This window comes from Sphingobacterium alkalisoli (assembly GCF_005049105.1).
GTDB lineage: Bacteria > Bacteroidota > Bacteroidia > Sphingobacteriales > Sphingobacteriaceae > Sphingobacterium > Sphingobacterium alkalisoli.
This window is the reverse complement of record NZ_SUKA01000003.1, coordinates 32341-46327: the sequence shown is the minus strand read 5'-3', so window position 1 is coordinate 46327 and position 13987 is coordinate 32341. Positions and strand designations below refer to the sequence as shown.

The following is a 13987-nucleotide window of genomic DNA, read 5'->3' as shown; positions in this document are numbered from 1 at the left end:
TATATTAAAATCTAAATTTCCAAAATGCTCCGCCGCTTACCACAAAACTGTCTTCCAACAGATTGTTTACCAAAACCTTTGCATGATCACCCTTGTATTCCAAAAGAATCTTTTCATTAACTACGTCTCCAATAGAAAATGGCAACGCTTTAATTTTAAACTTGTTCCGGGCTCTTTCCCTCGCGTCTTTACAAGCAGCCAAAAGGGATGAAAAATTTTGCTCAAGAAATTCAAGTGCTAGCTCTTCATCTGGACGCTCATCAAATAAATATCGGTCTTTCTTTAGCGCGTCAAACTTGTTGACCACAAAATAGATCGCATCCGTGCGATCCAATATTCTATGGTCGCGAAACATAGCCAATATATTATTATAGGCTATACTTTGATCAAGCGCATTAAAGTGTTCCGGATTGGTGAATTTTTCGATTTCGGCAATTACGTCAATCACGAAAACCAAAATCTTCTTGTTCTTATTCTTGATGTAATTAACAAAACCCTTGATGTATTCCGTCTCACTCTTTATCCCCTCTGAAAACATCCTAGCATAATTCTCACCGGGTACTTCGACAATATTAAAAGGATGCTTCGTACCCTTTTGGTCTTTGAATGACGTAGCTATGTAATTGTAACTCCCTTTTACCGTACCCATGGGAAGTACGCCGTAATCAAGATCCCGCTTTAACTGGCCCATGTAGGTATTACCTTCTTGGTTGTAGGTGTCCGGAATGAAAACAGCATTGTCATCCGCATACTTAAACATACCGGCTAACATAGTTGATTTTCCGGAAGCAGCCATACCTACCATATATACATCGGTACGACCTTCCTCCATGGGAGCCAGATCTGTTATATTGTAAAATTTTGAAATACCCTTCTTAGTATTAAAATATTTTATTGAGTTAATCGCTTTTTGCAATACTCCTCCCGTCTCTAGGTCTTCAAAAGACAACTTACGTTCCTTTAACAGAAAATCGATTTCCTGTAGACTTAGCTCCCCATTTAAAATTTTCTCAATAGGAGTTGGTGCCACTGGAGTAGCTTTGGGTTTATCCGGTAAAGCTGGGGTTGCTGATAAAGTAGCGACCGTAGGTTCATCCTGTAATACGCCACTTCTAATATCAGCGAGACGCCGTAGTTCTTTTAACTTGTCCGCTGATAAGCGGTGCGATTCAAACTCTTTGATCTCGAACACCCGGTTCGAGATATACTGATCCAGCGCCTCGACTGGAATATCGTTACAGTTCAATAAAATGATTTGCTTTTCGTGTCTATCCATAATATCTATAATTCTATTGTGCCTTTGCGGGCATGGTTACTATCTCCTTCGGATAATCTCGGGTAGATTCTAATCTTATGCGTAAAGAAGGGAATAAGGATAAACAGATGCATGATCAATACAATAACTGCGGGAACCAGATAATCGGGTTTATGCAATTGCGCTAATCGAACGGGATGATCTAACGGCAGAGACGCATTCCGCTGGACCATTGTGATCTGCTCCTTCTGAACGGGAAGCTCTTTAATTCGTGCATTAATGTATACTTCTGTCTCCTCTAATGCTTGATTCATCTTAAGGTATGATTTCATGACGTTCAACCTATCCCAGTAAAGGATAGGCGCGGTACTACTCGCGACTTGCTGAACCTGAAGGCTATCAATATTTTTTTTGTTTAGCGCAATCTTGGAGCGATGTGCCTGTAAGATTGCATTACTGCTTTCTGCTATATCGATCGCGTTGGAGGGACTCTTTAATATGGCTTCTGGTAGCTTATAGGGTTCGTTGCTAAGCTCATCCCAAAGAATATTACTCCGTGTTTGTTTATACGCTTGCAGCTTGCGCTTGAAATTAGACTCAAAGGTCTGCATAGCGTCGGATGCGAGTGCAAAGTAATTTTCAGAAGCTTCTTTTGCTTCGGATACAATTTGTTTCGCTTCGGATTGGATATGTGGCTTTACATTATGCTCAATATTAATCAAGTGGGTAAAAAGCAGAAAGCTACCAGTTCCAAAAATGAAGAAAATAAAAAAGAATAACATGCCGGGGTCTTTATACCTCTTATTAGCCATACGCTCCTTGCTTCGCTTCAACAGCTGTAAAATGAAGTAATAAAATACAACGACAAGCAGGCTTATGATTAGGCTTACACCAAAATTAGCGTCAGTAATGTACAACAGACCTAAGAAATTCACCATCAATAATATTAATAAGAAGATAGAGGACACGATGTCTACGAATAAGAAATTCTCCTGTTTCATTTGATTTAAATGTTTATGGTTAATTATATAGAAAATTGGTTTGAAGACCCGATGGATCGGGTTGTATCTACGGGCACGAATGTCTCGATATCCGGGACGGCTTCGTTCCGATGAAAAAAAATGGGTTGGCTCGTAAAAAGTCTGTACCAAAACACCATAGCAAAAATCAAAGCTACAAGTAAGATCAGATAGTAGTAAAATGGGTATCGAGTATGCATATCAGTTAGTTTGGACAGTTTACAATATATTCCCATACGGTATTGTCATTGGGTGCTGACACTTCTACATAGCAGTAGTTGGGTTTACCGGAATCGACGTCATAGTGCCATTTAAGTTCGCCCTGACCTGAAACCATGCCATCGGTTACAGCCACGACCTTATCTTCGTAAATCAGCTTAAGTTCATCCGGTACTAGTTGCGTGTCGTACTGAAGGATTACAGTGCCCGAATTATTTCCTAAGACATGCTTCGTCCGAGTAAAACCTTGTCCCCCAGAATTCACCTTAGCATTACAATTGACGGTGGTAATAGGTAATGTAGGTTTCGTTGCCGCTATCGTCGCCGCCTGGCGACAATCTTCCAGTTGTTTCGTCAATACCTGTACATGCGACCGCTTTACGGGTTGCCATAGTAGCGCATAGATCAATACTCCAAGAAGTAGGAAGAATAAAAGATAGTATAGCCACCAGGTTTTATAAAAAAATGTATTCATCGATCTAGAATTATTAAATGGTCACTGATTTGTACATAAAAACGAACGCGATCAAGACCAAAAGGATGATCAATAACCACCAATATCGGCCAGCGAAATATTTTAAGAAAGCCAGAAAGCTATGGTTCAAAGGAGGCTTGACATACAGGTTGTCTACTTCTTCGGCAGGTAGATCCATAGGCGGTGGCTCCACCCTATCCGACCAAAAATCGTCTTCGATAGGTACGGCCGGTTCATCGGCCGGTGTGTTTTCTTTGGGCTTTACGCTGATCCTGTCGTTTTCCCGATCCGAATTTGCCTCGAATTCATTTAATTCTGAAAGTTTCTCATCCTCCGCAGTGCCATTTTGCAATAGATCGGGTCGTCCTATCTGATTGTTCTCGAACTTCCATCCCCAAATAATACTGATATCTGAGCCATTCGTAAACAGCAGATTATTCTCGGGGTTGAAAACTTTTTTTAACAGGGAAACCCAATCCCGTGTATTGTCATTATCTTGCCGTCCTAACTCGAGTATCTTAGATTCTAGCGCTGTGTAGAAATCCCAATACGCTCGCTGCGCATTCTCTTTTACGGCAGACGATTCAATAGACAGCAGCTCGTCGTAAGGTGAGTACCAATGGATATCGAAATTGCTTTTTATCGGTTTGGCCAGCATATGTCGATATTTCTTATCTAAATGAAGGGACAAGAAATTAGCTAACTTGTCATAGTGATTGAACAAATAAGCATTATCATGCGATAGCGGGACAAAGGAGTCTGTGGGTATACTATAAAAATGGTTCATGTTAGGAATGCAATTGAATAGGTTTATACTGATCGATCATGCTTTTCAAACTTTCATTTGCCTTCTCATCATAGTCTACGAAACCGGCGTTAACCAACAATGATGCGCGAAAACTTTCAATCCATTTGTTATATTTTTGGAGCGTAATCGTGCGTGTATCTAGATTGTTGTTATCGAATAGTCCTGCGATGGCATCGCTGGATTCATCTTTTGCATGATTCGGTGCAAATAACTTACTATTTGAAAACATGTGTCTAGCTTCATCAAGTTCGGTCTCCGAGAAGAAGTTCGTATCAAAATTGACAGCAAGGTCGTTGACGATCAATGTAAAGGTTTCAGCGAGAAAGAATTCATGTCCGTGATTGACATGAATCTGCGAAACGACACCGTCTAAGATATAAATCAGTTTGTCCGCAATCTTTCGCTTCTCTAAGATATGCTGCAGATGTGACGTGATAAAATCGATGCTCCCCCGGGTTAATCCCAGCTCTGCAAGTTGGTCAAAATTGTTACTGGAAGTGATCTGGTTCTTCCAATATGCCAGGACCAACCTTGTGTAGTATTCTGATTTTGACTCTGATCGATGATCTGTATACAATTCTTCTAATTGGATCCCTCCGGCTTGAAGGAAATTGATTACATCTACTTCGTTAGCCAACCATAATTTTTCTTTCAGCACGTTAATGACTTCTGCTTTGGATTTGAGATTAGCTAGCTCCGCATATTGACTCTTTAAAATAGCGGCCGGGGTATTCTCGTCTGTGACCTGGTCACTCATCTCCAATACCATATTTTGATTTAATAGCTGATATATATCCAACGGTATCAACGAGATCTTTTCAATGAACGTATTAAACAGACTTAAATTCCGTGCTAAAATTGTATTAAAGGACATCTGAAACTGATTTACTTTGGCCATACTAGATGCGCGGTGCTTTGCAATATCATCTGTATAGACGAATCGTCCTAAATCTTCTTTAATCTCTTGAAGCAGGTTGTTAGCTCGGTTGAGATAATGGTTGATCTTTGTCTTATTATTTGATACTTGGGCTAAATTGTCCACGATCAACTGCGCCCCATCGTTATTCAACGTAGCAGCAGAATCCCACGACTGACTTGGCGAAGCAAAATGACGCTGTACGAAGGGGTGGTTGATAAAGGATGACTGTAACGACTTCAGGAATTTCGATCTATCTGGATTCACCTCGGACTCTTCCCCCTGCTCTGCATAACCTCGAAAACTATCCTCTGAATATTTAAAATCCCTTAATAAATAGAAGTTTTGAAAATACGGATGCCTATCTGACCAGTCGGTATGCCAGTCTTTGCTCTGCGTAACGATCTCTTGCTCAAAAAAACGCTCAAAGCGGATCTGCCATTTATAATCAAGATGGTTAGGAGACAATGCATACTGTGTATCATTTGTGGTATCGTACTTCAATTGGTTGTTGAAGAATGTAAAAATCACGAAGAGTGGCGGGATACCAACGTTTTTTAGCGTGATACCTCTATCCCGTACGTTATCACCAATATTGTTCGAAATCCAATCGGACAGAAGCGAGGGAATCTCGCTAACCTCCAGCTGCTTATCATTTGTGCAGAATAGGAGGTTATTGATATTGAAATCGTCTGAATACTTATTGAATAAATAAGATACCTTCCCGCGTAATAACATACCGTCTAGATGTTTCTCGGAGACTTCTTCTTGATCCAGTGGCATACGGCTTCTGGCTCCGGGAAAATCCAATAGGTCAGAATGATTGAGGAATTCCCGCCCTTTACTCAACTCGGCAGGAATGGCCAGCACAAGTTCGGCTACCAATGCTGCAAGATATGAAATCTGTAATTCGACTACGGTTCCATCAGCTCTCTTAACTTTGGTGTATCTGTCGCACTGATCCAACTCCTGAAGTCTTTTGACATCAAGGATTTCGCCTTTGCCGCGAAGCACGTTGTCAAATGCGATGTAGCCGCTATCCACGAAGCCCAATAATTCCTGCTTCGCTATCAATCCGCTAAATAAGCCGGAAAGATATTCATTCCGATTCCATAGTACATTGAATACATCCGTCCATCGCCTTGGCGGTATGTGTAGTATGATATCAGCAATGCGTTCGAAAAAGCGGATCTCGTACAATGACTGAAAAAGGATGGTATGCTTCGACAAATGCTTTTGAAAGTAGCTTTGGATCTCCAAAATATCATATTCTGATAAATAGGATTGCGTATCGTGCCCCTGATGTTGTTCGAGCTTCAATAGATGTTCTTCAAGGTCTTTCTTACTGATAAACGACGTAATCTTCTTGAGATCTAAAAAGTAAGAGTCTAAGATAATATTCAGCACATCTTTGGGAGAGAGTATATTAATTCGTATAGGATATTCTTCAAAAAGTGTCTTGTTATCGGCCGTGAACCGGGTAACTACACCTGTGCTCTCCGCGCCTGTTCCCGGGGGATTGATATCTTTTAAGAAATCATACTTTTCACGTCCATTATTGATATAAAATGGTTGTCCTTTGCTACTAAGCAGATTTTTAATCAAATAGGATTTGCCCACCTGACTCGCTCCGAAAACTGCCATCACAGGTTTGTTTCCTATACCCCTATCTATCTTTCTAAGGGTATTCAGATTCTTCTTGCATGTGGCCAATAGCTTGTTGCGTTCCTCATACTTCAACGAATTGTCAACCCATTGAATGGTATCATTGATAAGAACAATATTGTCAGAAAGTATTTCTTTAATCTTTGTGACGTCTTCTTTAGAATAATTTTTCATCTTTACCTGTTCTTATAGCACGAATTCGCATGTGTCCAACCAATATCCCTCGGCGCTCTCGAGGGTCTGATAACCCAGCGATAAATGCTTTACGGGAAGACTATTACCGAGGATATTCTCGACTTCTAATATGCGAAGCAATTCTTTGCTCTCCTCTATTTCTCTACTTACAGTTACCTTAAGCGGCATATTTTGAAGGATGTTATTCCGCTCAATACTGCCCTGCTCGCGGTAAAAATTTTCATCTCGACCAACGTAACGCTGCCGAACACTTTTATCAATCTCCTTCATATTGACGTTAAGGCTGTAAAGTGAAGAGTACGGATAGTTGCGCGCCATGAATTTGCTATAGCCAAATTGGTAAGGTAACTGCTTGACGAGAAAATTGCGATCAGACAATGTGGGGGATAAAATTTCTTCTTTCACATTACCGTTTAATTTGACAATATGGTCTGCGGTTGAGATCAATGACTGAGACAGAGACGTGGTATTCAGCTTAAAATCTGGAAGCTTTTTCAGCTTACCGGACATCAGTGAAATTATAGCCCCGACACTAACGATGGTCTTGGGATCATTGATTACGCCCGTATGATCAGCGAAAGGATACCATTTGCCTATCCAGTACTTATTCAGGTTCACAATATTGTTGGGCGAGCAGGATAAATACTGTTTGAAAAGATTTTCGAAACTCGACAATGACGCTGGCTTTCCAGAGAGTACGACATAGTCGCATTCGTAATGATTGAGCACAACGGCTATCTGGCGTACCATCGAATCGAATACGCCGTGGACAATGGCATTCACCGTTGCGCTAGATATGTTCCATTTCACATCAAGAAAATTAAATCCAAAATGCTGCTCGAAATAGGCCACTAACTCCTTATTTTTAAACGCTTGGCCTATGATCTCTTCAAAGGTCTTTGTCTGATCCGAGCCCTCGTTAGCGCACTCAAGGCATTTATAGATAATAGGAATACCTACTTGGTGAACGAAGGCTTTGCGCATCATCTTGGCCGCATAGCCCATATTATTGGTATTCTCGCCGAAAAATCCATTGAGTTTATTGTAAGTATTTTCGATCCCCTTATCGAGGGCGTATTGTTCAAGAATTCCAAGCCCGTTTAATTGTTCCGTTCCAAAGGAATTTCCTTTGATAAGTATCTTTAGCAATAGCTCCTTCAGCAAGTCATCGCCTGCCAACTTAAAGCTATCCCAGAAGAGCGGTTTGGGTTCGAAATTCTGGACAGTCAGATCTTCGTTTAAGTGATACTCATTGATCATGAGATCGGTCGTGCCAGCTCCTATGTCGATAGATCCAATCCTTAGGCCATTCTTTCCTTTAAACAGGAAGTGGTCGATAACATAATTGTTGCCCTTAAGCTTTTTGGCCAAAAGGCTGTATACAAACACCAACTGACTACAGGTGGCCTCATCATAAATCCAATCTTTTCTGGTATCCAGTTGACTTATCCGCTTTGCTATGTCCTGCGTAGCGGGTATAATTTCGGGTATGGTAAACCAATTCCGGTTCTCATCCTGATCAAAATAGAACTTCTGATAATTGGATAGTAGTAAACAGGCTTCTTCAGCCGCCCTTCTTAGCGCAACCTGTTCGTGCTGTATCATACCTGTAGGACAGGATATCGTAATCCGACGAATACTCCGAGGCACGGTCATATCGCCGTGCTCTTCTCTAAATTTGAACGAATTAATCTGTATATGTGCGTGGATCAGCAATTCTAAAAACACGAATTTCATTAAGGATCCCTTGGAAAACAGCGATTTACTACCAAAAAAACCTTCTTTATCTAACAACGACCCATCGGTATTGAGCTGCTCTGAAATACCATTGAGGTAAACTTTTTTTACGGAACCAGAACGATCATGCGGATGAAACTCCCATTCCCTTTCAGAAGGATTGGTATCCCACAGGTATCTCTTTGGACTTGAATTATAAGTTTTTAGCTCATAGCCCAGATCCAGATTAAGCATTGAGCCGTTGATCAATTCTTCTGCTTCATAACCGATACGTACTAAACTGGGTATGATAAACTTTTTGTTGTGATAGATATCTTTATTAATTTCTCCAAATTTTGACTCAGCAAATACGACATTCATCGGAAATGGCTTATCATATTCCTGATGTGGATTGGAGTAATCCTGAATAATGAGCTTCTTGACGCTATCAAATTCGAAGGTGCTATCATCCTTGTTCTCAAACAGTAGTGCACAGGTGGCTGAATTTCCGATATCGACTACTAAATCGACGGTTTTCTTACGTATATCGTCGGTAAACAACTGCACTTCCGGAAAGTCCAGGTGGGATGACAGCCATTTGATCAAAAGGATATAGCTGCCGAGGTACTCCTTAAATGGCTGCTCATAGCGGCGGTCATCATTTTGGCCATAGTACAGGTTAGCAAGGTATTTATCTATCCATGCATTTGTAGATTTATTCGCGTAGAAGTTACGTGCTATATTTAGCTCCTTTGACTCCAGCTTAAAAATATTTTCGTCTGGATTTAAACTTAATGTTGGGCTAGTCTTATCGTTATCACTGCGTGATAAGGTTGTATCTACTGCAACAACAATCCGTGCCATAGTATACTGCTCGTCGCAGCTGATATACAGCCGCACCCAGTCTGTAGGGTACAAGAGATCTTTATTGATTGAATTGTCTTTGAAATACGGAAGTGGTATCCAACTGTTTTGATAATTCTTTAAGACGCGTTTAAGATTGAACTCTTCAAAGCTATCAAAAACTTGATTGCAAGACGATAGGTCGACATCGTCCTTCAATCTATTATTGACAATAAATCCATGATCTTCGAGTTCTTCTCTACGGTAGAATATTTCGACGCCTTCTTGGTTAACTTTGAATAAGGGGTCTAGTATAAAACTTAGGACGCTTTTATCATAAGGTTGATGGTAATAGACTCGATTTGACTTTCCAAACGCCAAATCGATTTCTACTTCGTACTTATAATACTGAATATTTGAATTCGCTATTAATGAAATTCTTCTCATGTTTGATCTGATACGCTATAGGAAATGATTATTGAAAGTCTCTACCTTTGGGGTTGGTGCCATACTCGTTTTGCCCAACGTCGCTATCTCCAAAGGCCAGCCAAAGTGCATAAAAAGGAACCAATATGAAAAATCCAGAATTTCCACGGTCATGACATCTTTTAGTTCCTTGTGCGAGCGCAAACCATATTATAGGTATGTAAAGTAGAACTGCTAAACCATTAGACGCGGTGGAAGTATTCGACTCTAAAGCAGCGGCGACTAAGGCGGTAGTTATGTGTACTATAATAACTGAAACCCACCACTCCGTACGTCTAATCCGACCATTGAAACTAAAGGGGCGCTTGAAAAACCCATTATTATCGAGAACGGTATATTGATTGCTCACCTCGTGAACTGTACTTTCGGCGTATGCGACTTGGGAGATATCCTCAGCTTCGATGACAGGAGTTCCCGGCTCTTCTTCTTTTTCTTCTTCGATAGCAGCAGGCTCGTCAACTTCGACCTGTTCGACGGGATGAAAAATACTTTGGATCTCTTCGACGTCTTCGGCATATTGCCAGGATGGTAGGCCTTCAAACCAAATAAGTGTTTGAGGAGTGATATTCTCAAACCTCAGTTCTACTAAGCTGTATGGTCCAAACTTTTCCGAATTTCTGGCGTAATAAAATTCTTTCATATCTTTATTCGTTAACTATGGTATAGCTTCTTAAAAGCTAACGAACAAATCTACTGCCGTGACTTAAATATAATTTACGGTTTCCCGTAACCCATATAGGTTTTGCAAAAAAAAAGACTGCCGATTTCGACAGTCTTTAGTTAGAATTAATAATTGCAAATATTATTCAGATAGTTCACCCCAAAGCCCTCGTTTCTTCTTGCGGGCTTGTTTTTGAAGATTGGTAAACAGCTCCGCATATTTTACATTAGGTGGATAGGTATCGACTACAGCATATCCTTGTTCTACCAAGGTGGCATTTAGAAACGTATTATCCTCTAGATAAATGTAGGCAAGCTGACGCTTATACCTATCGACAGATTGCACATCGAACTCCAAACGTACCCATTGATGTTCTGTTTTAAACCGAACGTATTCTTTAGCTTCCTTAGCGTAGTGCCCTTTCTCTTTCCAGCGAGAGTTCCGTGTTTCCGGAGCATCAATACCGATAAACCTTACTTTGAAAGTTTGCCTACCGTTATCTACCCAAAAGGTATCACCATCAATGACTTTAGTCACGTAGGTAAAACCGTCCTTCCAGCGTTTTTCTTTTTCCGTAAGTGAAGGCTCATTTTCATGGAGCGAATGCCTTTCTTCGTTCCTTATATCTTTCGTATAGTCGGATTGACTTTGACAAGAGAGCCCAACAAACAGAATAATAAAACCATAAGTGAGAACATGCGGGTATGTACGCATACACCAAAACTTCATATTTCTAGTTTAGATAAGTCCTTTTTCTTTGCAATAAACTGCAAGTTGCTCGTTCTTGGTAAACCCTAGCGTCTCTTTCATTAAATTGAGTCTCTTCTCCACACTGCTCAGGCTAGAGGGCTTGATGTTTCTTCGTTTCAAACATTCCGGGATATTCTTTTGAAGTTCGCCCTGATACAACAACGAAACGATCGCGATATCTACTGTTGTAAATTCATACGAGTTCTTGTCACGAATGGATTGCTTAACGTCGGATGGTTGATAAGATTTGTGATTATATACTGCTCGAAGGGCTTCTTTGAGGTGATCGGCGTCGTGCCTTGCTTTGCGGACGTATCCGTCAATTCCGTGCACCTTAAATAGATCATCGATAATACTTGGACGGCTCTCGACCGAAAATACGATCACTTTTAGATCGGGCTGGATAGCGCGGGCTGCTTTAATAAGATCGATGCCATTGGTAATCTGTTGGGTGGTATTATCTTCCTCAAAACTGAGGTCGGTAATCAACACCTCGTAGGGATCTTGATCGCGAATGGCATTTTTTAACCAGCTAAAAGCGTGATCGCAATAATACACGTAGTCTGCATTATCGATAGTTAAATCTTGAAGTGTCTTCTGCACCGAAATGTTGGAACTTTGGTGATCTTCAGCAATGAGTATTTTTTTAAACATACATTATCCTTTTAAAGAAATGGAATCGTGATCTCTACTTTGAGTCCTTTTACCGTTTCATCGTCAAAGTTAATTTTGCCTCCTAATTTTTCAATACGGGAAACCGTATTTGTTAGTCCATTGCCGTGAACGGTATCTTTTTTTATGCCAATACCATCATCACTATAATAAATATGTAATTGATGGCCTGTCTTTTCGAAACGAACCACGACATGATCAGCTTGGCTATGTTTATCCATATTGACCATCAACTCTTGTAACACGTGGCGAATATTGTCTTTACCTTCTTGATCGGCGGCATGCCATAGTTCTGCGTCATTCCCGGCTATCAATACTCGGCGGTTCTCGGTAGCAAAAGATTTGATGAGCTCGGTGAGCCGCTCGTGATAGGGTTGTTCAATTTTCGGTTGCTCCTCGCTTTCATATGATATATCCCGGGACCGGTTGTACATCTCTTCCAACTTATCAAGTGTATACTCGCGATCGATTACCTGCTTATACTCGATTTCTTTCATGACGCGGTAGAGGCCATTGGCAACGACATCGTGTACTTTTTTGGAGGTTTCTAATTTGCTGGCCTTGATTTGGTTCTGTGCTTCGAGCTCGAGTCGTTGCTTGCGCTTTTTGTAATAGAAGCTTCCGCCGAAAATCGCAACAAAGAGAACAAGGCTTACGCCGCCAGTGATCGCGCGTTGTTGGGTGAGCCGGTTGGCTTTCTCTGCATTGTCTTTTTGCAATAGTAAATTATCGGATTTGTTTTTTTCTACTTCGTAACGAATTAATGCAAATTGATTCTTTGCGGCTGCTCGGGCAACCTGGACGCTGTCTTTAAGGGTACTATAACTTAAGAAATAATTCTTGATTGAGTCGGAAGGTCCCACTGTTATCTTTTTTTCTAAAGCTTGAATTTGATCGGGCGCGCTACGTATTTTTTGAGCTGTCGTGTACATTTTGCTGGCGTAGAAAAAAGCAGAATCTGTTTTTTCTTTTTCATAATAATCAGCAAGATGGGAAAAACTCGCATTCTGTCCCCAGAGATCCTTTTCTCTTTCCCTGATTTTCAATGCAGTTAAAAAATCCGGAACCGCCTGATAACCTGGGTCTTTTAACCATTTGGCTCTTGCAAGATTAGACAACACCCGTGCGTATTCTCGCGAGTTATCAATTGTCTGGTTAAGGATCTCGTTATATAGATCTATTGCTTCATCATACCGTTCAAGATATTGATAACTTATTGCCTTATTGTTTTGGTAAATAAGGGTATTTAAAGAATCATCGGAAAACTTAATTGCTAAATCATAAAAGGAAATCGCTTGATCAAAATCTTTTAAATTATCACTTGTAGTGGCGAGATTGTTGTAATTTGTACTAATATAGATCCGATGGTCGGGGTTTAGCTCGTCTAGATAGTCTCGGGCTTGTAATGATGTTTCCTGGGCGCCAAAATAATCTCCCTGCTCGCGCTGTGTAATCGCCATATTGATTAAACAGTTTGCTGTATTGAGGCTATCTTTTGCTTCAATAAATAGATTTTTCGCTTTGTCGAACGTGAGGAATGCACTATCTGTCTTGCCTGCATCGAGATATTCGAATGCTTTCGTGTAGTACGGACGTGCATCGACTGGGGGTTGTGTAACTTCTTCTTGTGCACAGGACAAGAGGGTTAAAAATAATAGGTATAGGTATAAGTATTTCAAGGCATTCAATTTGAATTTGAATGTACGAAAAAATATAGAATAAAAAAGGGACAGCCGTAAGCTGCCCCAAGTTTAAAAATAAATAATACTTCCCTAGGAACTATGGTAACATAGGAGGTATAGGTAGTGGACAAATTGGAGGTACAGGAATCGGAAGCGGTGGAATTGGAGGGCGAACTGTACCTGTTTCTCCACCTGTTCCACCATCGCCATCGCCATTATCGGTGACCTGTACGGTGATCTGCGCATTGTTTATAGGTGTAATGGATGGGGAACCTAGTCCCATTAAAGCGGTGATAATTAAATAAAGCATTGTTCAAAAAATTAAAAAGTCAAAAACTTGGTAGGTCCGCGTGCTCCATGCACAGGATTGCTACATTTGTTTTCAGAAGGCCTTCTGAATTTTTTGGGAAGTATGAGCTTCAATCGCGGGAGTCAGTAACTGCTTCCCAAACCGGCTAATAACTACCGCGATGTCTTCTCGTTTTGAAATCTGTTTCGTATCTTTATTCTGCTCGAACTAATCGATATGTGAACTGATTACGAAAGCAAATTTATGACGCATAACAACCTAATCATCAGACAATTCCGATGTTTCCGATAATTCCGATACTATTCCGAAGATTCC

11 protein-coding genes are annotated in these 13987 nt (G+C 40.7%); all 11 read right to left on the bottom strand.

Going from position 1 to position 13987, the window contains the following annotated elements:
- Nucleotides 1-4 precede the first annotated feature (4 nt).
- On the bottom strand, nucleotides 5-1276 hold the full coding sequence (locus tag FAZ19_RS09895; protein ID WP_136820575.1) for a hypothetical protein: 1272 nt from the start codon (nucleotides 1274-1276) through the stop codon (nucleotides 5-7).
- Nucleotides 1277-1281: 5 nt separating this feature from the next.
- Nucleotides 1282-2256: a hypothetical protein gene (locus tag FAZ19_RS09890; protein ID WP_136820574.1), complete on the bottom strand. Its 975-nt coding sequence runs from the start codon at nucleotides 2254-2256 to the stop codon at nucleotides 1282-1284.
- 223 nt (nucleotides 2257-2479) lie between these two features.
- A complete protein-coding gene (locus tag FAZ19_RS09885) occupies nucleotides 2480-2968 on the bottom strand; it encodes a hypothetical protein (RefSeq protein WP_136820573.1) in 489 nt (162 codons plus the stop codon).
- A gap of 13 nt (nucleotides 2969-2981) precedes the next feature.
- Complete coding sequence (locus tag FAZ19_RS09880; protein ID WP_136820572.1) at nucleotides 2982-3755, bottom strand: hypothetical protein; 774 nt, start codon at nucleotides 3753-3755, stop codon at nucleotides 2982-2984.
- Nucleotide 3756: 1 nt separating this feature from the next.
- On the bottom strand, nucleotides 3757-6531 hold the full coding sequence (locus tag FAZ19_RS09875) for a virulence factor SrfC family protein (protein WP_136820571.1): 2775 nt from the start codon (nucleotides 6529-6531) through the stop codon (nucleotides 3757-3759).
- Nucleotides 6532-6543: 12 nt separating this feature from the next.
- Nucleotides 6544-9558 (bottom strand): virulence factor SrfB, encoded by a 3015-nt coding sequence (locus FAZ19_RS09870; protein ID WP_136820570.1) that lies wholly within the window; start codon nucleotides 9556-9558, stop codon nucleotides 6544-6546.
- Between the two features lie 28 nt (nucleotides 9559-9586).
- The gene (locus tag FAZ19_RS09865; protein WP_136820569.1) at nucleotides 9587-10237 is read right to left on the bottom strand and encodes a DUF805 domain-containing protein; all 651 of its coding nucleotides are present in this window, start codon (nucleotides 10235-10237) and stop codon (nucleotides 9587-9589) included.
- 162 nt (nucleotides 10238-10399) lie between these two features.
- Nucleotides 10400-10987, bottom strand: coding sequence for a thermonuclease family protein (locus FAZ19_RS09860; RefSeq protein WP_211245480.1), 588 nt, complete (start codon nucleotides 10985-10987; stop codon nucleotides 10400-10402).
- A 9-nt stretch (nucleotides 10988-10996) separates the two neighbouring features.
- Nucleotides 10997-11662, bottom strand: coding sequence for a response regulator (locus FAZ19_RS09855; protein ID WP_136820568.1), 666 nt, complete (start codon nucleotides 11660-11662; stop codon nucleotides 10997-10999).
- Between the two features lie 11 nt (nucleotides 11663-11673).
- Complete coding sequence (locus tag FAZ19_RS09850) at nucleotides 11674-13359, bottom strand: tetratricopeptide repeat-containing sensor histidine kinase (protein ID WP_229707528.1); 1686 nt, start codon at nucleotides 13357-13359, stop codon at nucleotides 11674-11676.
- 100 nt (nucleotides 13360-13459) lie between these two features.
- Nucleotides 13460-13672: a hypothetical protein gene (locus tag FAZ19_RS09845; protein WP_136820567.1), complete on the bottom strand. Its 213-nt coding sequence runs from the start codon at nucleotides 13670-13672 to the stop codon at nucleotides 13460-13462.
- Nucleotides 13673-13987 lie beyond the last annotated feature (315 nt).

Bases quoted from the DNA above. Each gene is read 5' to 3' on its own strand.
- FAZ19_RS09880 (WP_136820572.1), bottom strand. From the start codon at position 3,755: ATGAACCATTTTTATAGTATACCCACAGACTCCTTTGTCCCGCTATCG.
- FAZ19_RS09845 (WP_136820567.1), bottom strand. From the start codon at position 13,672: ATGCTTTATTTAATTATCACCGCTTTAATGGGACTAGGTTCCCCATCC.
- FAZ19_RS09860 (WP_211245480.1), bottom strand. From the start codon at position 10,987: ATGAAGTTTTGGTGTATGCGTACATACCCGCATGTTCTCACTTATGGT.
- FAZ19_RS09875 (WP_136820571.1), bottom strand. From the start codon at position 6,531: ATGAAAAATTATTCTAAAGAAGACGTCACAAAGATTAAAGAAATACTT.
- FAZ19_RS09885 (WP_136820573.1), bottom strand. From the start codon at position 2,968: ATGAATACATTTTTTTATAAAACCTGGTGGCTATACTATCTTTTATTC.
- FAZ19_RS09870 (WP_136820570.1), bottom strand. From the start codon at position 9,558: ATGAGAAGAATTTCATTAATAGCGAATTCAAATATTCAGTATTATAAG.
- FAZ19_RS09855 (WP_136820568.1), bottom strand. From the start codon at position 11,662: ATGTTTAAAAAAATACTCATTGCTGAAGATCACCAAAGTTCCAACATT.
- FAZ19_RS09890 (WP_136820574.1), bottom strand. From the start codon at position 2,256: ATGAAACAGGAGAATTTCTTATTCGTAGACATCGTGTCCTCTATCTTC.
- FAZ19_RS09865 (WP_136820569.1), bottom strand. From the start codon at position 10,237: ATGAAAGAATTTTATTACGCCAGAAATTCGGAAAAGTTTGGACCATAC.
- FAZ19_RS09895 (WP_136820575.1), bottom strand. From the start codon at position 1,276: ATGGATAGACACGAAAAGCAAATCATTTTATTGAACTGTAACGATATT.